The organism is Dyella sp. 2HG41-7 (assembly GCF_021390675.1).
GTDB lineage: Bacteria > Pseudomonadota > Gammaproteobacteria > Xanthomonadales > Rhodanobacteraceae > Dyella_B.
Genome location: NZ_JAJEJV010000004.1, coordinates 1758561 through 1779434, shown reverse-complemented (window position 1 = coordinate 1779434; position 20874 = coordinate 1758561). Strand labels below are relative to the sequence as shown.

The window sequence follows — 20874 nt, the reverse complement described above, 5'->3', positions numbered from 1 at the left end:
TCCCCGCAGGAGGAAGCCCGATTCTGCCAGATATCTATTCGCGCTTGGCGCTTACTAGGGATGCCTGACGATCCTGCAGGAAACGGCGCACAGCGGCGTCACGGGTGAGACCGATCGCCATTTCATACGCGTGATGCGCGTCGTCGCACTTCCCCATGCGTGCAAGCAAGGCGGCGCGTGCCGCCCAGTAGGGTTGATAATCGGCCAGACGTTTATCTGAGGACAACGCATCGACGATATCCAGCGCCGCCCGCGGCCCCTCCAACTCCGCGATCGCCAAAGCGCGATTGAGCGCCACCACCGGCGATCCGGTTAGCGCATACAACGCGCCGTAAAGTTCGACTTCCGGCGTCCAATCGATACGGCCCGAACGACAACGTTCGATGTGCGCCGATTGCAAAGCCGCTTCCAACTGATATCGGCCAATGCGCCCGCACGCGCTTGCACGCTGCAGCAACGCTTCGGCTTCATCGATCATGTCGACGTCCCACTGCGACGTGTCCTGCTCCGCCAACGGCACGTATTCACCCTGCGCATTGCGCCGCGCGCGACGTCGCGCTTCGGCGTAAAGCATGCAGGCAAGCAAGCCGAATGTCTCGGGCTCTTTCGGCAGCCACTCCGTCAACAAGCGTGCGAGAAAAATCGCTTCGTCGACCAGATCGCGGCGAATCACATCCGCATCGTCCGGGTCGCCCCAGCCCTCCGCATAGGTGGCGTAGATCGCATCGAGCACGGCGTCCAATCGCTCGCTCCACGCCTCGCGCTCGGGGATCGCGAAGGGAATGCCAGCCTGCCGTATTTTCTGTTTCGCGCGGCCGAGCCGTTTGCACATCGCATCGGGCGACACCAGAAACGCCGAAGCGACGGTTTTCGCATCCAGTCCAAGCACCGTTTGCAGCATCAACGGTGCGCGGATATTCACGTCGATGGCGGGATGCGTGCACGCAAAGAGCAGCGCGAGACGGCGGTCAGGAAGCACATCGTCGTCCGTGACATCGACGCATTCGGCATGCGCATCCGCCATGTTCTGCAACTGCACCGTAGCGGCTTCGCCGGAGCGACGCCGGCGCGCGCCATCGATGCCTTTGCGGCGCGCGACCGTCATCAACCAAGCTTCCGGATTGCCGGGGCATCCATGCACCGACCAATCCGCCAGCGCGGCGGCGAAGGCTTCCGACAACGCATCTTCGGCTGCCGACACGTCGTGCATGTCGGCAGCGAGATACGCCAGCAGCTTGCCGTAACTGCGGCGCGCGACGTCGCCCGCCGTCGCTTGCGCGGGCGCGTGATCGATCACGCCGTTTCGTACTCCGTCACCGGCCATACGGGGCGCACTTCGATCGTGCCGTGACTGGCGCCGGGGCAACGCGCGGCCCAACTAAGCGCCGCATCCAGATCGGGCACATCGACCAAGTAATAGCCGCCGAGCTGTTCCTTGGAATCCACATAAGGCCCATCCAGCACCTGCGATTTGCCTTCGACCACGTGCACCGTCGTGGCGGTACCCACGTTTTGCAGACGATTGGAACCCACCCAGACGCCGGCGGCTTTCAAGGCTTCCGTATAGGCGCTGTAGGCGGCGACGCCGCGCACCTGCTCGTCCCTCGACATGCGGCCCCAGCCGCTTTCGTCCGCGTAAAGCATAAATAGGTATTGCATAAGGATTCTCCGTTGTGGGAGGCGGAACCAAGCGCCGCCATATCTGTGACGCGCGGACCATCGCAAATCGGACATCCATCGAGAGGATAGCCACTCTGCTTTACCGGAGCATGCGCGCAACATGCAACCAAGGGATTGCGCAATGCGCAAAGCATGCCTAATATGCAACCTGGAGGTTGCCCATGAACACATCGACAGATCGCATCGAACGACAGATCCATATCAAAGCCCCGCGCTCGAAAGTGTGGCGTGTACTGGCCGACGCCGAGTCCTTTGGCAACTGGTTCGGCGTCGCCCTGAAGGGCAAACGTTTCGTAGCCGGCGAACCGTGCGAAGGAAACATCACCTACCCCGGCTACGAACATTTGCTGTGGCAAGTCGTGGTCGAACGCGTCGAGCCCGAACGCCTGCTGTCGTTCCGCTGGCATCCGTACGCCATCGACACCGAGCACGACTATTCGAAAGAGCCACTCACGCTGGTGCAATTCGAGTTGGAAGAAACCGGCGACGGCACGCTGCTGCGCTTGGTGGAATCGGGTTTCGACAAAATTCCGCCCGAGCGACGAATGGATGCGTTTCGCATGAACAGCAAAGGCTGGGATGCCCAGATGGTGAATATCGACAACTATGTCGCCGCGCACTAATCCAACGACCCGAAACGCAAATCCGAAACATCCATGGCTGCGCAAAGCCGTACCGGTTTTCGCGGCGCTTGGCGACGAAACGCGATTGCGGATCGTCGCCCTGCTCTGCGCGGGCGGCGCATTGTCCATTGCGCAATTGACCGCCGATACGGATATCACGCGTCAAGCGGTCACCAAGCATTTGCAAGTGCTGGCGGATGCCGGGTTGGTGCGCGATATCCGGCAAGGACGCGAACGGCTTTGGGAGTTCGAGCCGTCGCGGCTGGACGAAGCGCGCCGCTCGCTCGACACGATTGCGCAGCAGTGGGATCAGGCGCTTTCGCGGTTAAAAGCGTCGTTGGAAAAATAAGATCTGCTGGGACCCGCAAAAGATATCCAGCGATCCGCCATGCATAGTTCCGTCGCCCCGGCGAAAGCCGGGGCCCAGCGACTTTAGGCCCCAAAGACGAAAGACACCGGGCCCCGGCCTTCGCCGGGGCTTCGGTGTCATATCGATTGCTTCGCTGATGAAGTTATCGCGCTTACGCACGTCCACTCGCTACTATCCGATCAACGCAAACGCGATTCGATCGAGACCCTCATGCTCAAGGCGATCACGACGGCACGTCCTTTTGTCGGTTGGCTGACGGTAGCGCTTTTTCTGATCTTCGGCTCCCAATGGTTGGTCGGTCTCAGCAGCCCACTACTGGCGTCCGCCCTGTTCGCGTGGTTGTTCATCGTGATCGTATGGGTCGCCTTCGGCGTCGTGCACGAAGCGGAAACGCTGGCGGAAATGCTGGGCGAGCCGCTCGGCACCCTGGTGCTAACGCTGTCCATCGTGGTGATCGAAGTCGTGTTGATTTCAGCGGTAATGCTGAGTTCGCCGGGCAGCTCGACCTTGGCGCGCGACACCATGTACGCGGTGCTGATGATCGTGCTCAACGGTGTGGTCGGACTTGGTTTGTTGATGGGTGGCATTCGTCACTACGAGCAGGCGTACAACTTGAAAGGCGCGTCGGCGTATCTGTCGGTGATCATTCCGTTGACGATCATCGCGCTGGTGTTGCCGGACTTCACCACATCCACGCATGACGGCTCGCTGGCCCCGCCGCAGGCGATTGCATTCTCGCTACTCACCATCGCGCTGTACGGCGCTTTCCTATGGCTGCAAACCGGGCGGCATCGCGGCTATTTCGTGGCGACCGATGCGCAGCCGGCCGAGCCCGCGGACGCAACGCTTCACCCTGCCGTGCGAATCGACAAGAAAAAACTGCTGCTGCATTTCGCACTGCTGCTGGTCAACATTCTGCCGATCGTGATTCTTTCAAAAAGCATGGCGAAGATTCTCGACTACGGCATCGCCGCCACCGGCGCACCGACCGCGCTCGGCGGTATCGTCATCGCCATTCTGGTGTTCGCGCCGGAAGGCATTTCCGCCTTGAATGCGGCGCGCGCCGACCGTCTGACGCGCGCGATCAATCTATGTCTTGGCGCAGTAACATCCACGCTCGGATTGACCGTACCTGCCGTGCTTGCGATCGGTCTTTACACTGGTCATCCCGTGTTGCTGGGCGTACCGCCGTCAGGCATCGTGATGCTGATGGCGACCTTGCTGCTCAGCGCGATGACGTTCTCCAACGCGCGCACCACGATGCTGGAAGGCGCTGTGCACCTGTCGCTGTTCGTCGTGTTCGTCGTGCTTGTATTCAGCCCTTGAACGCGAGATCAATTGCGGTAGAACACGTAGACGGCGCTATACGGCACACGAAATTCCATGCCGACTTGGCCGGCATCGCAGCCATTGGTTGGCGCCCTGCCGCCCTCGGTGCGCATGCGGACGATGTAGCGGACATTCGCCATCATGCCGTTGCCGTAATGCGATTTGGCGCGAAGGACGAGCCACGGAATCGCCCCCGAATCGGGCGATGAAGATGCCTCCAGCGGCTCGCCCACCACAACGCTACCGTCGACCGCTTTCCAGCTCGGCCCGGCATAATGTTGGCCAAGCACGCGGCCCTGTGCATCGCTGATCGTCGCGTCGGGCGCCTTTAGCGTCCACACGTAATTGCCGCGAGCGCGTTGGCAGGTGTAAATCTGCACCCCTTTACCGAATGCCTCGATCCCGGCCGATCTATTTGCATGGGGGCCTTGCGCGTGCGCAATCCCAACAAACGCGGCCATTGCAACAACGGCAGGTCGGGCGAGTTTATGCATGGTCTTCTCCATGTCGGATGGGGTGGACTTTCTGACCATTCGTCGAAGGCAGTCGTACTCAGCGTGGCAAGATGCCAAGCGCTTTGTCCAGTTTCCGTGATGCAGCAATAGCTCGCCGGCGATGGACTAAAACACGCTAACGGCGCTGTATGTCGCTTTCGCGACGCGTTCGGCAAAAACGCATGAACCGTTCCCGAAACGCGATGAGCTCGTGAATCAACCTGCACGGTATTTGTCATACACTCCAAACCCGGCGTTCCGCGATGACGTGCCAGACAGCAAGTCTTTGCGATCGGTCGCTTTCGCCACATCCATCTTCGCAAGCATTCGAAGCTGGCCCGATGCATGCGACAACCGCTGCATAGTGAGGAGGGTATATCGATGACTCGCACCTCTCGCATTCCGTTACATCGGCTACTGATCATGACCACCTTCGCGGCCATGGTCGTCGCCGCGCCGCTGTCCGCTCAAGCGCAATACCGCCGCGACTATTACCGCGGACGCCCGGTTCCTCATCGGCCGTATCGACCCGAGCCGCGTCGCGGCAACGATGGCGGCGCACTGATCGCCGGCGCACTGCTTGGCGTTATTGCGGGCGCGGCAATCGCCAACTCGTCCGCCTCCGCCGCCGCACCGCCGCCGGGCGTGGTCTACACCCAAGCGCCACCGCCGCCTCCACCTCCGGGCGTGGTCTATTACCAGAACGGTTATCCGCCGCCGCCACCGCCGCCCGGCTATTGATGCCTGCGCGACCGCTTCAGGCCGTCGTCGATCCGCCCTCATGAATTGGAGCTTCCCGTCATGAAAAACGCCATTCGTACCGCTGCCGTACCGTTCGTGCTGTCGCTCGCCCTGTTGGCCGGCGCCGCTGTCGCGCAAAGCACCGCACCGGCTTCGTCCGGATCGTCGTCCGCTGCACCTGCCGCAAGCAAAACGCGCGCGGAGCGCAAGGCCGACATGGTGGAACAGCAGATCACCGATCTGCACACCAAACTGGAAATCACCGACGCGCAATCCAGCGAATGGAATGCGTACGCCGACGTGATGCGCAACAACGCGCGCAGGGCTTCCGAAGCGTTCCAGCAACGCGCGCAGAAAATGTCATCGATGAACGCCGATGACGTAATGAAATCCTACGCGCAACTCGCACAGATGCATGCCGAAGACATGCAAAAACTATCGGACGCATGGAGTGCGTTGTACGCGAAGTTGTCGCCGGAACAGAAAGAGAATGCCGACGCTCTGTTCGAGCAAAAGGCGATGAAGCCGCATGGCAAACACAGCATGCCCAAATCCAGCAAACCGGCGCCCGGCTCATCGTCAGCCGGCGCATCGGGCACCTGAGTCCAACGCACATCCACAAAGGCCGGCGATGCGGTCCACGCATCCCGGCCTTTTTTATGTGCGCTGTTTGAGGCGCCCGCTTCGCCCCCTACCCGTTGCCCGGCGGGTGGATTAAGCTGAAATCGCCTGGTTCCCCGCATTCTGCCGGGCGCACATCGACAATCGCACGCTCGCTAAGGAGGAAGATATGGCTTTCTCTGCTCGTGTATCTCGTGACGTGATCGCCCAAATCAATGTCACGCCGTTGGTCGACGTACTGCTGGTCTTGCTGATCATTTTCATGATCACCTCGCCGGTCGTCATGCATAAGGCGACGATGGATTTGCCGCAAAATGACTCAAAATTCACCGACCCGTCCATACCGATCCACCTGGCGATTCGCGCCGATGGCGCGATGTACTGGAATGACGCTCCGGTCAGCCGGGATCAGCTCACGATGCAATTGAGCATCCTGGCGACGCGGTCTGCACAGCCGGCTTTGGAGATCGATGCGGCCGACGGCGTGGCTTACGACGCTGTAGCCAAAGTACTCGCTCAAGCCAAGGCCCAGGGCCTGACTCGTATCGATATGCTGGGTACGCGCTAGACGTGCAAGGGCGCCGGCTATGGCGCCCTTGTTTTGCCCGCCATGGAAGGGGCGACCGCCTTGTATAATCTCACCATGCAAAATCGCACCGATTCGAACGCCGCCTCATTGCTCGATGCAGTGAGGCGCGATGGGTTTTCGTTTGTCACCGCGGACGTGATGCAGCCGTTGTTGCGATCCGTGGGCGGACTGTCCGACTGGCATGCTTTTACAGCTAGTTGGAATGAACTAGGCCCGGACCCTTACCTGGCCGCGAAAGGACGTTTTCGCCGTCGCCGCCACGCGACTTACATTGCAACGGCATCGAGCAAAATCGAGTTAGCGCCGCATCAGCCGCATTACCAATCGTTGCAATACAACGCATTGCAAGGCGATATGGAGCGATGGTTCGAACCCATCGTTCCGGCGATTGCAACGGGCGAAAGCCTGCGAACGATACTTTTGTTCTGCAACGGTTTTTTCAGTACGTTGGCGCCCGGCGTTGCTCAATGGCATGTGGAAGTGCATCAGTTTCGCATCGAAGCAAGCATAGACGCGGCAGGCGAACCCACGCCAGAAGGCAGTCATCGCGATGGCGTGGATTTCGTGCTGGTGTTGTTGATAGACCGTCACAACATCGCCAGCGGCACCACCACCATCGACACGCCGGATGGAAAGCCGCTAGGCGATTTCACGCTGACCCATCCGTTCGACGCGGCGTTGATCCACGATCCGCGCGTGTTCCATGGCGTCACGGCCGTGACGCCGTTGACGCCTTCCGAGCCGGCACATCGCGATGTGTTGGTGGTGACGTTTCGCGCGAAGCCGTAAATCCAGCGTGCAACGCGCCGTTATTTACGACTCGCCTTCCACGCCGCCAACCGCTCCTTGATGTACCGATCATAGTCGTAATCGGTGACGAGCTGCGGCTCCGGACGATGCGTACCGTCCGCGGCATCGGGCACCGGCAAGCGCGAAACCAGATCCGCATAAACCTCTTGCAAATGCGACGGCTTGTTGGCGGAAGGATTGATGCCTTTCGATTGCGGCACAACCACGCCTGACAGCGGATCGTCGGTACGAGGCGTCGTGAGACTCAACGCAGCACCCACATCGGGCGCCGCGGCATCGCGCGCGGTCAAGGCCGGAATGCCCCAGCGCAACTCCACCGTTTTCAAGATCGAGGTGTGATCGAAGGGCGTAGATCCGGATGCGCGTACGACCGAACCCGCCGGAATCAGCGGAGAGATCAGCAACGTCGGCACACGCGGTCCGAAGCGCGTGAAATCGAATCCAAATTCCCCGGCGGTGCTATCGGGCGGCACGGCGTTGGTCGGCGGCGGAACGTGGTCGTAGCAACCGCCATGCTCGTCGTACGTCACGATCAATAACGTTTGATTCCACTGCGGGCCGTTGCGTAACGCGTAGTAGACGTCGTGGATAAATTGTTCGCCAAGCGACACGTCGTAGTTGGGATGCTGGCTGTTGCCTTTCGAACCCCAGCTCGGCTCCAGAAATGAGAATGACGGCAACGTACCGTTCGCGGCGTCGGCCTGGAAATCTTTGAACTCGCCGAAATACGTATCCGCCAAATTGGTGATATCGGTAAACGTATGACGCGTTAGCGGATCGACGTCGTAACCGTAGATTTTCCAGCTGACGTTCTGTTTGCCGAGCGCGCCATAAATACTCGGCGCGGTGAACGTTTTTGTCTTGTCGTCCATATGACCTTGCGACGTTCCTGCATTGACGAACGCGCGATTGGGCAAGGTTTCAGTAGGCGCCGAGCCGAACCAGTGATCGCACACCGCAAAACCGCGCGCCAGCGCGCTGAGCACGGGCAGCGTTTCCGGCGTATGCATGCCCATGATGTCGTTGGCGACGGTTCCCGGCAGAATCGAATAGCTCTTGTCTTTCGATTCCCAACTCAAGGTGTACGCAAAATTGCTGATAAAACCCTGATTGGTGGCGACGGGCGGTGTCGGCGCGGTGTTGCTGCCAAACAATTGCGCATTGGTCGCGGTGTAGCCTTCGCCGGGATCGGCGCCAGGCATGAAATACGTGCTAGTGGTGCCGGCTTGAATTTTATAAACCGGCACGGGCGCGTTGTTCGTGCCCATGTTCGATTCTTTGCCGGTCAACCCTTCGAACGGCTGCCCCGTGGGCGACACATTGCCTGCGTCGGTGTAGAGAAAACCCAGCATGTGATCAAAGGAGCGGTTCTCCAGCATCAACACGACAATGTGGTTGATCGCAGAGAGCGAGTTGCTGGAAGTCGGCATAACGGGCGGCCTCGAGTAGGGAGGAATGCGCCATTGCGCCATATCGAACATTCAGCTGACGTGTTCGTCTACACGCGAATGGCGATTTCTACCTTAAGGAATCCTCATGACAGTTTTTCGCAATGGCGTCGCGTTGTTCAGGGAGCATCCAAATACGGCGCGAGATGACTCGCCAGCCACGTCATGAAAACCTGCACGCGTGCCGATAGATTGCGTCGCCGCGCGTAAAGCAGCGAAGCAGGCATGGGTTCCGCACGATACTGCGGCAACACTTCCACCAAGCGTCCCGCTTGAATCAAATGCAAAACGCCTGAACGCGGCACCTGGATGATGCCTAGTCCCGCAACGCACCCCGCTTCGTACGCTTCCACGCTATTGACGGTGAGCACGCCTTGCATGGGCGCGTAACGGCATTCGGAACCTTCCATATATTCGAAGCCCGCTGGACGCTGCCCGAGCGTCGATACGTAATGGATCAACTGATGATCGGCGAGATCCTCCAACGTCTGCGGCATGCCGTGTTGCTGCAGATACGCGGGGCTCGCGCAATTGACGATGCGGAACTGCCCAAGCGGACGCACGATCAAGCTGGAGTCGGCTAGCGTGCCGACGCGCACCACGCAATCGAAACCTTCCGCCACGACATCCACGCGGCGATCCGAGCTGCTCAATTCGATTTGAATGTGCGGATGCTCACGCAAGAACTGCGGCAAATGCGGCACGACATGCCGAGCCATGCCGGTGTTCATATCCACGCGCACACGACCGCTCAACGCCTGCGGCGCTTGCTGGAACATGCTGTTCAACTCATCCAGATCCGCCAGCACGTCTTTGCAGCGTTCGTAGAAACGCTGGCCGTCGTGCGTCATCTGTACGCTGCGTGTGGTTCGATGCAGCAACTGTGTGCCGAGCTGCGCCTCCAGCTGCTGGACGGCCGTGGACGCGCTGGCCTTCGGCAGCCCCAGGCTGTCGGCAGCCTTGGTGAAGCTGGCCAGTTCCGCAACCCGTACGAAGGTATGCATGGCTTCGATCTGATTCATCGTCCGCCCTCGATTATTCGGATTTTATGAACACATAACTCATGATCGGACGATTTATGCGGCAAGTACAGACCAATATCCTGAGCGCCGTTGGTTCCCATTCCCTGCACTGAGGAGACACCCATGAGCACGACGACCCCTATCGCCCTGATTACCGGCGGCAGCCGCGGTCTGGGCAGGAGCATGGCCCTGAAGCTGGCCGAACACGGCAACGACGTGGTGCTGACCTACCGCTCCAATAAGGCCGAAGCAGAGGCCGTGGTCGAAGCCATCACGAAACAGGGCCGTCGCGCGGCCGCTTTGCAGCTCGACGTCGGCAAGGCTTCCACCTTCGCCGCGTTCGCCGACCAGTTGCGTTCCGTATTGAAGAACCATTGGCAGCGCGACCGCTTCGACTATCTGGTCAACAACGCGGGCATCGGCGTGCACGCCAACTTTGCGGAGACCACCGAAGCGCAATTCGACGAATTGGTGAACATCCATCTCAAGGGCGCGTTCTTTCTCACACAAACCTTGCTGCCGTTGATCGCCGATGGCGGACGCATCGTGAACATCTCCAGCGGCCTGGCGCGCTTCGCCCTGCCCGGCTACGCAGCGTACGCAGCGATGAAGGGCGCGATTGAAGTACTGACGCGTTATCTCGCCAAGGAACTCGGCCCGCGCCGCATTGCCGTCAACACGCTTGCGCCGGGCGCCATCGAGACCGATTTCGGCGGCGGCGTGGTGCGCGACAACGCGGATGTGAATGCCTTCGTCGCTTCGCAAACCGCACTGGGACGCGTGGGTTTGCCGGACGATGTCGGAGGCGCCATCGCCATGTTGTTGTCCAAAGACAGCGGCTGGATCAACGCGCAGCGTATCGAAGCATCCGGCGGCATGTTCATCTGAACGTAACAAACCAGCATATCTTCCTCTCACTTCTGGGAGAGGAAGACATGTGCATATGGGTGTACCTTCTCTTCTTCGACAATAGGGAGAGAGTCGTGGTCCGGTATAGCCCCAACCATCCCGTTCCCAGTCGCGAACAAGCGCTGCATGCGCTGTATGAGGCTGCGGAACTCGAACATTGCTTGATGTGCACCTATCTCTATGCGGCGTTTTCGTTGAAATCGTCGGTGGAAGAAGGCGTCACAGCGGAGCAGCTCGAAGCGATCACGCGTTGGAAGCGCAGCATTCTGCAGGTGGCGATCGAAGAGATGGGTCACCTGATGTCGGTGTGGAACATCACCGTCGCATTAGGCGGCGCGCCACGCGTGGGACGCTCCAATTTTCCGCTGGATCCTGGCTATTTGCCTGCGGGCGTGGTGGTGAAACTCGCGCCGTTCAATATGGCGACGTTGCAGCACTTCATTTTTTTGGAGCGCCCCGCCGACTCCTCCGAACCCGATGGCGCAGGCTTCGAACCCGAGCGTCAATTCGTACGCGGCGCGAGTGGCCCACGTCTCACGCCGATGGGCTTGAATTACGACACCGTCGGCGAGTTCTATCAAACGCTCGGCAATGGTTTGCGCTTACTGGTCGAAGCGCACGGCGAAGATGGCGCGATGTGCGGCAACGCGGCGTTGCAGTTGTCGAGCGCGGAAGTGTCGCTGCCCGGCGCACACAAAGTGATTTGCCTGAAGACTGCGCTGGCCGCGTTCGAATCCATCATCACGCAGGGCGAAGGCGCGCAGGAAAACACAGAAAATTCGCACTACCAGCGTTTCGCGGCAATACGTTCGGAATACCAGGCGCTGCTTGCTGCCGATCCGTCGTTCAGGCCGGCTTTTCCCGCCGCAACCAATCCGGTGCTGCGTCGACCGCCACGTCCCGAAGGCCGCGTGTGGCTGGAAGATCCCGACGCCATCGCGACGGTGGATCTGGCCAACAGCGCTTACGGTTTGATGCAGCGCTTGCTCGCATACACGTATGCGGTGCCGACATCGGATCCGGACAAAATGCTTTCGCTCGATTTGGCGATTGGCTTGATGCATGCGCTATCGCCCTTGGCCGAGCGCGCCGCGCGATTGCCGGCCGGACCGTCGAATCCGGATTGTCATGCCGGCGTTTCGTTTATCACCTTGCGCGACACGGCGGCGCTTCCACCCGGGCCTGGCGCGCGACGCTTTTTCCGCGAACGTCTGCAGCAGTTGGCGGAAGCGGCGGTGCGTTTGAGCGAATCGGGCGATCCGCGCACGAAGGCTGCGGCGTCGATACTTTCCAGTCTTCAACAGCGTGCGGACCAAGAGTTCGATCTCTCTCGGCCTGCACCGTGGGCCGCCGCGCCCGCCGCGCCTGTCGCCACGACAGCCGCAGCAACCGCAGCGGCGCCGCCCTCTTCCGTGCAAGACGGCGTCGAAGTCGTCGAAGGCGAAAAGCTCACGTTGATGTTCGAAACCAAGCGCTGCATTCACGCGCGCTTTTGCGTGACTGGCGCGCCGAAGGTCTTCCTCGCCAACGTGCAAGGCGCGTGGATATTTCCCGACGCGATGGAGGTCGATCGATTGGTCGAGATCGCGCACGCCTGCCCATCGGGCGCAATTCGCTACGCGCGTCGCGACGGGCATGCTGACGAGCCCACGCCGCCGGTCAATCTCGCCTCGACGCGCGAAGCGGGCCCGTACGCCTTCCGCGGCGATCTGCGCCTCAACGGCAAGCCCATCGGATTCCGCGCCACGCTGTGCCGCTGCGGCGCGTCGAAGAACAAGCCGTTCTGCGACAGCTCCCATCACGACATCGGCTTCGACGCCAGCGGCGAGCCACCGACCGGAACCGCCATCGATGCCCTGGCCGTGCGCGACGGCCCACTACAGGTCGACCCGCAGCTCAATGGGCCACTGCGCGTGCGCGGCAATCTGGAGATCATCAGCGGCACCGGCCGCATGGTGGCGCGGGTTACCAGCGCCTACCTGTGCCGCTGCGGGCACAGCCAAAACAAGCCGTTTTGCGACGGGAGCCACGCCAAGGTCGGGTTTATCGCCGACGGGACCTAACTTGGCGATTCGCTCCCTGCGGAAGCGCATGGTCCCTCTAGCCGTTTAGAATGGCGTCTTTGTTTCGACGTGAGGGTTCTGCGTGATCATCCATCCCAAGGTTCGCGGTTTTATCTGCATCACGGCGCATCCGGTCGGCTGCGAGAAAAACGTGATCGATCAGATCGGCGTCACCCAGGCCAAAGGCACGTCCGCGTCTGGGCCCAAGCGCGTGCTGGTGATCGGCGCATCCACGGGCTACGGGCTGGCGACGCGCGTGACGGCCGCCTTCGGCTACGGCGCCGCGACGCTGGGCGTGTTCTTCGAGAAGCCCTCCAGCGAAGCCAAGCCCGGCACGGCCGGCTGGTACAACTCCGCCGCGTTCGACAAGCTAGCCAAGCAGGCTGGTCTGTATTCGCGCTCGATCAATGGCGACGCGTTCTCCAACGAAACGCGCGCACGCGCCATCGACATCATCAAAAACGAAATGGGCGGCCCGATCGATCTGGTGATCTATTCGCTCGCCTCGCCCGTGCGCAAGATGCCCGATACTGGCGAAGTGGTGCGTTCCACGTTGAAGACCATCGGCCAGCCGTTCACCGCATCGTCGGTGGATACCAACAAAGACTCCGTGGTGCAGGTGACTGTTGAGCCGGCCAACGATCAGGAAATCAAAGACACCGTCGCTGTCATGGGCGGCGAAGACTGGGCGCTGTGGATCGATGCGCTAAGCAAGGCCGGGGTGCTGGCGCAAAATGCAGCCACCGTCGCGTACAGCTACGTGGGCACGGAAATCACCTGGCCGATCTACTGGCACGGCACGATTGGTCAAGCCAAACAGCATCTGGACAACACCGCGCAGGAACTCAATCAGCATTACGCCGCGCAAGGTTTGCATGCGTACGTGGGCGTGATGAAATCCGTGGTGACGCAAGCCAGCTCAGCCATTCCGGTGATTCCGCTGTACGTCTCCATGGCGTTCCGCATCATGAAGGAAAAAGGCCTGCACGAAGGCACCATCGAACAGGCCAATCGTCTGTTCCACGACTTCCTCTATCGCAACGACGGCACGCCACCGACCACCGACGAGGAAGGCCGTTTGCGTCTCGACGATTGGGAATTGCGCGACGACGTGCAGCAGGCGTGCAAGGCGCTGTGGCCGCAAGTCACCACGGACAATCTGTGGGAGCTGACCGATTACGCCGGCTACAAGCAGGAGTTTCTGCGTTTGTTCGGATTCGATCGCAAAGATGTCGACTACAACGCCGATGTGAATCCGGATGTGAGTTTCGACGTCGTGCAGCTCTGATCGCTCAGCACCGAACAGATAATAAAAACGGCGCCTCGCGGCGCCGTTTTTATTTGCATCACCGCATGATGCCGGTGTGGCCGAGCGAGAAGCGCCCCGGCTGCGGCCAAACGGCCAAACCGTGCGGCTCCATGCCGACCTTGATGATCTTCACCTTGCCGGTCGCCGTATCGAACGCGTACACCACGTCGTCAAATCGACCCGACAGCCACAACCATTTACCGTCCGCTGTGACATTGCCCATATCGGGGCTGCCGCCGCCTGGAATCGGCCAATTGGCGACCACTTTGCGCGTTGCGAAATCGATCACCGACACGCTGCCCGGACCATTACGCGGGCCGTGCACTTTGTTCGAACCGCGATTGGCGACATACAACTTGGTGGCGTCGCGGCTCGGATACAAACCGTGCGTACCCACGCCCGTCTTAAGGAAGCCGATCTGCTTGAAGCTATCGCCGTCGATCAAGTAAACGCCGTCGGCCATCATGTCGGCCACGTAAAACACCTTGCCATCCGGCGACACACGAATGTCTTGCGGCATGCCGCGCTTGCTCAGCGCCAAATAGCCCATCACTTTGCGATTCAGCATATCGATCTTCACCAGCTTGCCGGTGAACTCGCAGGTAAAGATGGCGTACTTGCCGTCGATCGAGAAATCCGCGTGGTTGATGCCTTTACATTCCGGCGCCGACAGACGGGACTTCAACGCCATGGTATGCGGATCGCGGAAGTCCAAACGCGCGAACGCTTCGGCGACCACAATGGCTTCTTTACCGTCCGGCGTGAAGTACATGTTGTACGGATCGTCGACCGGATCGGCGTTGCCCGGCTTGCCGGTCATCGGATCGATCGGCGTAAGGCTGCCATCTTTGCGACCTTCGGCATTATTGGTGACCCACAGCGTTTTCAGATCCCACGACGGCACCACGTGCTGCGGGCTACGACCGACCGGAAATTTGTCGACCACTTTGAACGTGGTCGGATCGATCACATACACATCGTCGGAGCGAAGATTGGGTACGTAGATGCGCTGCAACGCACCGGCCACCGCCGGGCTGAACATGTTCGCACCCGCATTGCTGTACATGTCGTTCGCGTTGGATACCGGCGGCATACCGGGAACGGTCTGCACCGTTTGCGCGACGGCGGCAGCGGTAATGCAGAATCCGGCCAGCACCACGCCGGCACGCAAGGCAAGACGCCCAAAACGATCACATTTCACGGCAAATTCCCGTATTTATAGTTGAAGGTTTAAAAGAAAAACGATCTGTTCCAACGGTTCGATCAACGCCCCGCAGTTTCTTTCCGGATGGCGTCGACAGTGCGCGAAACTATAGCATCCACGCCGATCTGCCCAAGCTCCGCCGATGAACGCCGCGGATCGCCGCCGTATACGCCGTCGGCCTCGCTGGGCTTGGCCGCATTGCGCAGCTGATTCAAGCGCACCATCTGCGGTGCAACAGCCAGTTGCAACGATGTATCGGCCACGCCTGCATGCGTGCCGATTTCGTCATCGCGAATACCATGCTGACGCAGGATCTGCGCATAGCCATCCGATTCTGTGCCGTAGTACTCCGGCGGCAGAATCGCTTTGGCATTTTTGCCGGCCCAGGTTTTGTTGAGGTGCGCCACCACCAGCTTCAAATCTTTCTGGTAACCGCCGTGATCGCCCAGAAACACGATGTTGCGAAACCCGTGTACGGCGAAACTGTTGGCCGCCGACTCCAGCAGTTTTTCGAACACGTCGTCGGGAATGGTGATCGTGCCGGGAAAGCGCATATGCGAGGTCGGCGGCGCGTAACCGCCTTCGGGCACATACGACACGACCGGCGCGACCAATGCGTTGCCAAGTTTCTCCGCAATTTTTTCGGCGAGAACTTCAGCGCGCACATTGTGCTTGCCCACGGCGATGTAAGGCCCGCTCTGCTCGGTACCGCCGATGGGAATGATCACCGTGGTTTTGCCGGCGCGAATCTGATCGCGCAATTCCGTCCACGTGTAATTTTGCAATTGCGCCGTTTGGGGCGTTTGCGCAAATGCCGTCTGCGCGGCGATAACCAAAACGGCGGCCGCGATAAAACGTCGGTAGGCGTGGCGCATCATCATGGGCTAGGCGATAGGGAGAAAGATGGCGGCATATGGTTGCACGCCATCTTCGCGTTCGCATCACCCGACCATCATTTGCCCGCGTTTTGCCTCATTCGCTCTCTTGGGGAATGGCCCGGCGGAATATTTCCTCCCAATAGGCCATGCGCTCCGAATACGCCTCGCGCACGGATTCCGGTTGATCGTTCTGCAAGCTGCGCACGTGCGTCATCGGTAAGGTGGCAGACGCCATCTGCCGCCACATGTCAGCTGCCGTTCTCAAATGGGAATGGGAGGACAGCAACGCGGCGATAACCTGTTGGTCCACCATTTGTTGCGCACTCAATGTCATCAAACCTTCAAGCGCGATATCGGTACGCTCGGAAAGGAACGCGACGGCCTCACCCCAATTGTTGAAGCTGACTTCCATAGACGGCTCCTTGGTGGTTTGCGGGCACGGTTAAAAGCCTAGCACCAAGGTATGTACTGCTCTGTCTTCGGAATGTTTACGCCCCGCAAACGATTTTTGCGGATTTTGTGAACGCCTTGTGCCCCGCGCGAAAGAAGTTTGACACGCGGCGCATGACTCAACCCGGAAAGCCGGAATCCGGCACGTACAAACGTACGGAATTCCGGCATAGGGTTTCGCCAACCGGTCGTTTTTTACGCGACTTCGGGCTGCCGCACCGGCTCCCACGCATGTTCGGGATAAAACCTTTGCATCATTCGTTCCACATACGTGACCAAGTTGGCGCGCCCAACCACCGCATCGCGCAGCGGCGTATCGAAGAAAGGTGTAAGGATCGCCGCAAGCACACCGAATGCCATCGCATCGACGGCGCTCGGCCGATCGCCCATCAAATACGGCTTTTCGCCGAGCAGCGTGCTAACGGCGTCGATTGAACGCACGCCGAGCACCGCGATTTCCGCGGCCGAGTGCCGGCCGATGCCGTGACCGCGCAATTCGCCGTCTTTGCGCGCCTGCATCTGGCGACGCAAGGCCTCGCGCTCGGCTTGCGGGGCGAAATCGGCAAATCGTGCCGGCCCTTTGGCGAAGTTCTCCGGCACGATCCAGCGAAACCACACCATCGCGAAATACAGGTGGTCTTCAAGCAAGCGCTCGATCGTCCACGATTCGGCGCGCTGCTGCGCCGTCAAACCTTCGTCCAGATCGACACCGTATTTGCGTTCGATATGTGCGCGAATAAACGTGGAATCGGGAACCACAACGCCCTCGTCCTCGATATACGGCACTTTGCCCTTGGGCGCCTGTGGAGGAATGGTGGATTCCCGCGCATACGACAAACCCGCCATCTTCAACTGCACTTCGGTTTTGATGACGAACGGGCTGGTATCTGGCAGGCCAAAACCAGGGCGGCTGGCGTACAGCGTGATATTCGACGTGGGCATGTCCCTAGATCCACACACAGAGAGGTAGGCGTAGCCTGTTGCCCCTCTACTGACAACGTCATGTCAGCAGCCGGCGCTAGCCTTACGTAAAAAGTTGCGTTGCGCCATCGCAGGAAATCGCTGCATACTAGGCGATCGCGCGCGGCGGCAGCCATCGCGCAAGATCCATCCCTACCGCTTGGCACGCATCGAACGTGTCTTTCATCGAAGCGGCATAGCGTGGGTCGCAAGACTCGGGCGGCAGATTGGCCTCTTGCCACGCGATCATGTCCAACATGCGAGAGGACCACTCGTAAAGCTGGTCCGCGCGCTCGGCAAAGTGGCGATGAAGCCAGACGCGCAACGGCGCATGTAGCGAGTAACCATAACGCTCCACCGTGCGCCGCACGAACCCGTCCACCTCGCCCGCAATGCCGCGAAACCATTCGGTATGGCCGCCGGCCGCCTCCGACACCAGCAAAGGCGCCGAGGCGCGATGCTCCGGCCAGCGTTCGATCAGCAACCGCTCAAGACGCCTCGCATCGCGCAAACGTCCAGTCTGGACCAGCATGCCGCGCTCCAGATCGAACAGCGCGAAAAAGCGTGGATGAAAGCTGCGGAAGCGCTGAACGGGATCGTGGGTGAAGCCGACTTTGGTCAGATCCTCGCCAAAACATGGCAGCACGTAAACGAACGTTCGTCCCCGATGCGCCAGGCGCGCGATATCGAAGAACTCGTGTTGGTCATGTTCTTGCAAGCGAATCCCTTGGTTCCAGGCATGTGGATAGTCAATACGAGCGGTCACGACGTCACATTGTCTCTGCGCAAGTCCCTCGCGAGCGTCACATTGAGGGAATTCTCACCTAAATGGCTGCCTGAACCGCATTCGGTCGGAGCATCTGCCCCCTCATAAGGTCGTCGGGCCACCCCTTAACGCCAGCGGCAAGCCAACCTCGTAATATCCGCCGAATGCCGTATCCGCCGGGGGCATACAGGCAAGCATAAATACGCTCACCATGACGAATGTCGGCAAAAGCCGTGGCAAAGCTCAATCCGAAACAGGCCAGCAGTCCTATTGCGCCATGTTGCCAGGATATGATCTCGTCGCAGTGCTAAAGGCTGCGATGTTATTTGCACGAACACCAATAGGGGGAAGCTCGAATGTTGAGCGTGATTGAATTTCTAGAAAAAATGGGCAGCGATGCCCAGTGGCTCAACGCATCTCAGGAAGACGTCCAGCTCGCGCTGGAAGCAGAGAATATCGACGAGTCGGTGCGTTCGGCCATCATCAATCGGGATGCGGAGGCTTTATATGCCTTACTGCATTCGTCCACATTGATGAGCACCATGATCCCGGGAGCGCCCGACGAAGAGGAAGAAGAGGACGAAGAGGAAGAACCCAACGAAAAACCGAGTGGCGTTCGTCACTCGTTGGCTTCTTCATCGCTTTCTCGCGCGTAAGCAATCATGTGCGCTCCCGGCCAAAAACGCCGGAATCCGCAATGGCGAGTTCTTTTGCTCTTCCTGTCGTTATGCACAGGAAGAGCGCTCGCTACTGCGCCTGCCTATAACAATCCAGCCGACGCACTCGCTCACGCCGACGCGATTAAGACGTCGGACAACGCCGCATTCGTCGAGCTGCTGGCGCGCCTGGACACCAATGTGGCGACGCTGTCGCCAATTCAAAAATGGCAGCTTCGCTACCTCGAAGCCTGGCAAACCGGCTACTCGGGCGAATTCGCGAAAGCCCGGACGATGTTGGAAACGATCATTCGCGATACGCCTGACGAAGCTGTCCGGATGCACGCGTCCGCGGCATTGGTCAACATTCTTGGATACGGACACAACTACGAGGATGCGTACACGCGTGTGGACCAGGCGTTGGACCAGCTGCCGAAGGTCTCCGATATTCAGGCACGTTTTCATCTGCTTGGCGAAGCGTCGCAATTGCTGGCGGGCGCTGGGCAATACGACTTGGCCGCCAGTTATGCCGACCAAATCATTCGCGACTATCCCGGCGGCAGAAATCAATGCGTCGGCATGTATTTGAAATCGCACGCCAATTTCCTCGGCGGACACTTGCAAGGATGGAACTCGCATGCCCAAGACGCCATTCGCGCATGCGTCCAATTCGATGAGAATCTTTTTGCCGATGCTGCGCGCCGCGATATCGCAAGCCTATCCATTCGACAGGGGCGCATTGAGGACGCTATTACGTTGCTCGAACAAAGCTACTCCCATGTCGTCGGCTATCGCTACCCTGAATTGACAGCCGAATACGACGCGCTGCTCGCCGAGGCCTATTGGCAAAAGAACGAAACCGCGCAAGCGGAAGACTATGCAATAAGGACGGTCGAACTCTCTCTCAAAGACCAGTTCGCCGAACCGTTGGCGACCGCTTACCAATTGCTCTATCAAATCGCTCGCCAGCGCGGCGATCTACGCGAAGCGCTCGCCTACCACGAAAAATTCATGACGGCGGACAAGGAACGTCTCGACGAAATTCGCGAAAAAGCGCTGGCATACCAGTTCGTCAAGCAGCAAGTCGAAGCCAAGAAAATCGAGCTCGACGAGATGGGCAAGAAAAACCAGATCCTGCAGTTGCAGCAAGCGCTCGATCACAAAGCCGTCGTGACGAGCCGCCTGTACATCGTGTTGCTGCTGACCGTCGTCGCATCGGTCGTGTTCTGGTTGTTCCGTCTAAAACGTTCGCAGTTGCGCTTTATGCGACTGGCGCGACGCGATGGTCTTACTGGCATTTTCAACCGCCAGCATTTTGTGGACGAAGCCGAGCAGTCGCTGCGCTATGCCGCCAAATCCGGGCGCGTGGCTTGCCTTATCCTGATCGATCTGGACCACTTCAAAAGCATCAACGACACCTTCGGCCATATCACCGGCGACCAGGTGCTCAAGCGCACGGTTGCGACCTGTCAAAAGTATCTGCATTCGTGCGATGTATTCGGCCGAATTGGCGGCGAAGAATTCGGCATACTTCTGCCCGAATGCGCCCTGATTCAAGCGCTCGAACGCGCAGAACAGATTCGCCAGGCTATTGCGGCAAAGCCCGATGACGGATCGGAATACGTGCCGGTTTCCGGAAGTTTCGGCATCGCCTCAACGACGCACCATGGATACGACTTGCGTCGTCTGTTCATCGCTGCGGACGGCGCGCTCTATCGCGCCAAGAACGAGGGACGCAATCGTGTCGTCGTCAGCATCAACGAACACGCCGGCGCTTCTCCCACCATCCACCCAGCCGGCGAGACCATGGTCGGCACGTCCCTGTACGCCGACTCGACCGAGTAACGCACTTCCATCATGCCAGGCACGCTAACCTGCGACGTGCGCACTCTCCATCACAGGCCCGCCGACTTTCCGAACCCATAATGCGCATCACCGGCAACAAGCTGCGG

General features: G+C 59.7%; 22 protein-coding genes. 12 read left to right on the top strand and 10 right to left on the bottom strand.

From position 1 onward, the window contains the following. Positions 1-34: 34 nt before the first annotated feature. Entirely contained in the window at positions 35-1297 is a 1263-nt protein-coding gene (locus L0U79_RS09315; RefSeq protein WP_233841859.1) for a DUF6596 domain-containing protein, read from the bottom strand. Next, positions 1294-1659, bottom strand: a complete 366-nt coding sequence (locus L0U79_RS09310; RefSeq protein ID WP_233841857.1) for a YciI family protein — start codon at positions 1657-1659, stop codon at positions 1294-1296. The genes L0U79_RS09315 and L0U79_RS09310 overlap by 4 nt, the downstream gene beginning before the upstream one ends. Before the next feature lie 182 nt (positions 1660-1841). On the opposite strand from L0U79_RS09310, the gene L0U79_RS09305 reads away from it, so the two are divergent. The 3 genes from L0U79_RS09305 to L0U79_RS09295 all read left to right on the top strand — a co-directional run bounded on the left by L0U79_RS09305 (position 1842) and on the right by L0U79_RS09295 (position 3999). Next, positions 1842-2303, top strand: coding sequence for an SRPBCC family protein (locus L0U79_RS09305; RefSeq protein ID WP_233841855.1), 462 nt, complete (start codon positions 1842-1844; stop codon positions 2301-2303). Further along, the gene (locus L0U79_RS09300) at positions 2287-2652 is read left to right on the top strand and encodes a metalloregulator ArsR/SmtB family transcription factor (protein ID WP_233841854.1); all 366 of its coding nucleotides are present in this window, start codon (positions 2287-2289) and stop codon (positions 2650-2652) included. The genes L0U79_RS09305 and L0U79_RS09300 overlap by 17 nt, the downstream gene beginning before the upstream one ends. A 231-nt stretch (positions 2653-2883) precedes the next feature. Next, positions 2884-3999, top strand: coding sequence for a calcium:proton antiporter (locus L0U79_RS09295; protein WP_233841852.1), 1116 nt, complete (start codon positions 2884-2886; stop codon positions 3997-3999). 8 nt (positions 4000-4007) lie between these two features. Here the strand turns inward: L0U79_RS09295 and L0U79_RS09290 are convergent, their stop codons facing one another. After that, entirely contained in the window at positions 4008-4496 is a 489-nt protein-coding gene (locus L0U79_RS09290) for a DUF3455 domain-containing protein (RefSeq protein ID WP_233841850.1), read from the bottom strand. A gap of 381 nt (positions 4497-4877) precedes the next feature. On the opposite strand from L0U79_RS09290, the gene L0U79_RS19260 reads away from it, so the two are divergent. The 4 genes from L0U79_RS19260 (at position 4878) to L0U79_RS09270 (ending at position 7236) form a co-directional block, all read left to right on the top strand. Beyond that, positions 4878-5237 (top strand): hypothetical protein, encoded by a 360-nt coding sequence (locus tag L0U79_RS19260; RefSeq protein WP_304488651.1) that lies wholly within the window; start codon positions 4878-4880, stop codon positions 5235-5237. Between the two features lie 60 nt (positions 5238-5297). After that, positions 5298-5840 carry a Spy/CpxP family protein refolding chaperone gene (locus L0U79_RS09280; RefSeq protein WP_233841849.1) on the top strand — a complete coding sequence of 181 codons (543 nt, stop codon included), beginning with the start codon at positions 5298-5300 and terminating at the stop codon, positions 5838-5840. A gap of 187 nt (positions 5841-6027) precedes the next feature. Continuing rightward, positions 6028-6426, top strand: coding sequence for a biopolymer transporter ExbD (locus tag L0U79_RS09275; protein WP_233841847.1), 399 nt, complete (start codon positions 6028-6030; stop codon positions 6424-6426). A gap of 75 nt (positions 6427-6501) precedes the next feature. Then, positions 6502-7236 carry a 2OG-Fe dioxygenase family protein gene (locus L0U79_RS09270; RefSeq protein ID WP_233841845.1) on the top strand — a complete coding sequence of 245 codons (735 nt, stop codon included), beginning with the start codon at positions 6502-6504 and terminating at the stop codon, positions 7234-7236. Positions 7237-7256: 20 nt separating this feature from the next. On the opposite strand, the gene L0U79_RS09265 is transcribed toward L0U79_RS09270, so the two are convergent. Both L0U79_RS09265 and L0U79_RS09260 read right to left on the bottom strand, forming a co-directional pair. Then, positions 7257-8687: an alkaline phosphatase family protein gene (locus L0U79_RS09265; protein ID WP_233841843.1), complete on the bottom strand. Its 1431-nt coding sequence runs from the start codon at positions 8685-8687 to the stop codon at positions 7257-7259. Positions 8688-8824: 137 nt separating this feature from the next. Next, positions 8825-9727 carry a LysR family transcriptional regulator gene (locus tag L0U79_RS09260; RefSeq protein ID WP_233841841.1) on the bottom strand — a complete coding sequence of 301 codons (903 nt, stop codon included), beginning with the start codon at positions 9725-9727 and terminating at the stop codon, positions 8825-8827. Between the two features lie 123 nt (positions 9728-9850). Between L0U79_RS09260 and L0U79_RS09255 the strand changes: the two genes are divergently transcribed. The 3 genes from L0U79_RS09255 (at position 9851) to fabV (ending at position 13987) form a co-directional block, all read left to right on the top strand. Further along, positions 9851-10615 (top strand): SDR family oxidoreductase, encoded by a 765-nt coding sequence (locus L0U79_RS09255; protein ID WP_233841840.1) that lies wholly within the window; start codon positions 9851-9853, stop codon positions 10613-10615. Between the two features lie 95 nt (positions 10616-10710). Next, positions 10711-12699: a ferritin-like domain-containing protein gene (locus L0U79_RS09250; RefSeq protein ID WP_233841838.1), complete on the top strand. Its 1989-nt coding sequence runs from the start codon at positions 10711-10713 to the stop codon at positions 12697-12699. Positions 12700-12781: 82 nt separating this feature from the next. Then, on the top strand, positions 12782-13987 hold the full coding sequence (gene fabV / locus L0U79_RS09245; RefSeq protein WP_233841836.1) for an enoyl-ACP reductase FabV: 1206 nt from the start codon (positions 12782-12784) through the stop codon (positions 13985-13987). Positions 13988-14045: 58 nt separating this feature from the next. Here the strand turns inward: fabV and L0U79_RS09240 are convergent, their stop codons facing one another. The 5 genes from L0U79_RS09240 to L0U79_RS09220 all read right to left on the bottom strand — a co-directional run bounded on the left by L0U79_RS09240 (position 14046) and on the right by L0U79_RS09220 (position 18266). Further along, complete coding sequence (locus tag L0U79_RS09240) at positions 14046-15209, bottom strand: YncE family protein (RefSeq protein ID WP_233841835.1); 1164 nt, start codon at positions 15207-15209, stop codon at positions 14046-14048. A 62-nt stretch (positions 15210-15271) separates the two neighbouring features. Next, the gene (locus L0U79_RS09235; protein ID WP_233841833.1) at positions 15272-16093 is read right to left on the bottom strand and encodes a creatininase family protein; all 822 of its coding nucleotides are present in this window, start codon (positions 16091-16093) and stop codon (positions 15272-15274) included. Positions 16094-16184: 91 nt separating this feature from the next. Further along, positions 16185-16502 (bottom strand): hypothetical protein, encoded by a 318-nt coding sequence (locus tag L0U79_RS09230; RefSeq protein WP_233841831.1) that lies wholly within the window; start codon positions 16500-16502, stop codon positions 16185-16187. 233 nt (positions 16503-16735) lie between these two features. Further along, complete coding sequence (locus L0U79_RS09225; RefSeq protein ID WP_233841829.1) at positions 16736-17482, bottom strand: glutathione S-transferase family protein; 747 nt, start codon at positions 17480-17482, stop codon at positions 16736-16738. A 127-nt stretch (positions 17483-17609) separates the two neighbouring features. Further along, on the bottom strand, positions 17610-18266 hold the full coding sequence (locus tag L0U79_RS09220; RefSeq protein WP_233841827.1) for a GIY-YIG nuclease family protein: 657 nt from the start codon (positions 18264-18266) through the stop codon (positions 17610-17612). Positions 18267-18622: 356 nt separating this feature from the next. Between L0U79_RS09220 and L0U79_RS09215 the strand changes: the two genes are divergently transcribed. Together L0U79_RS09215 and L0U79_RS09210 are read left to right on the top strand one after the other, a co-directional pair. Then, positions 18623-18922, top strand: coding sequence for a hypothetical protein (locus L0U79_RS09215; protein WP_233841825.1), 300 nt, complete (start codon positions 18623-18625; stop codon positions 18920-18922). A 54-nt stretch (positions 18923-18976) separates the two neighbouring features. After that, complete coding sequence (locus L0U79_RS09210; RefSeq protein ID WP_233841823.1) at positions 18977-20767, top strand: GGDEF domain-containing protein; 1791 nt, start codon at positions 18977-18979, stop codon at positions 20765-20767. Positions 20768-20874 lie beyond the last annotated feature (107 nt).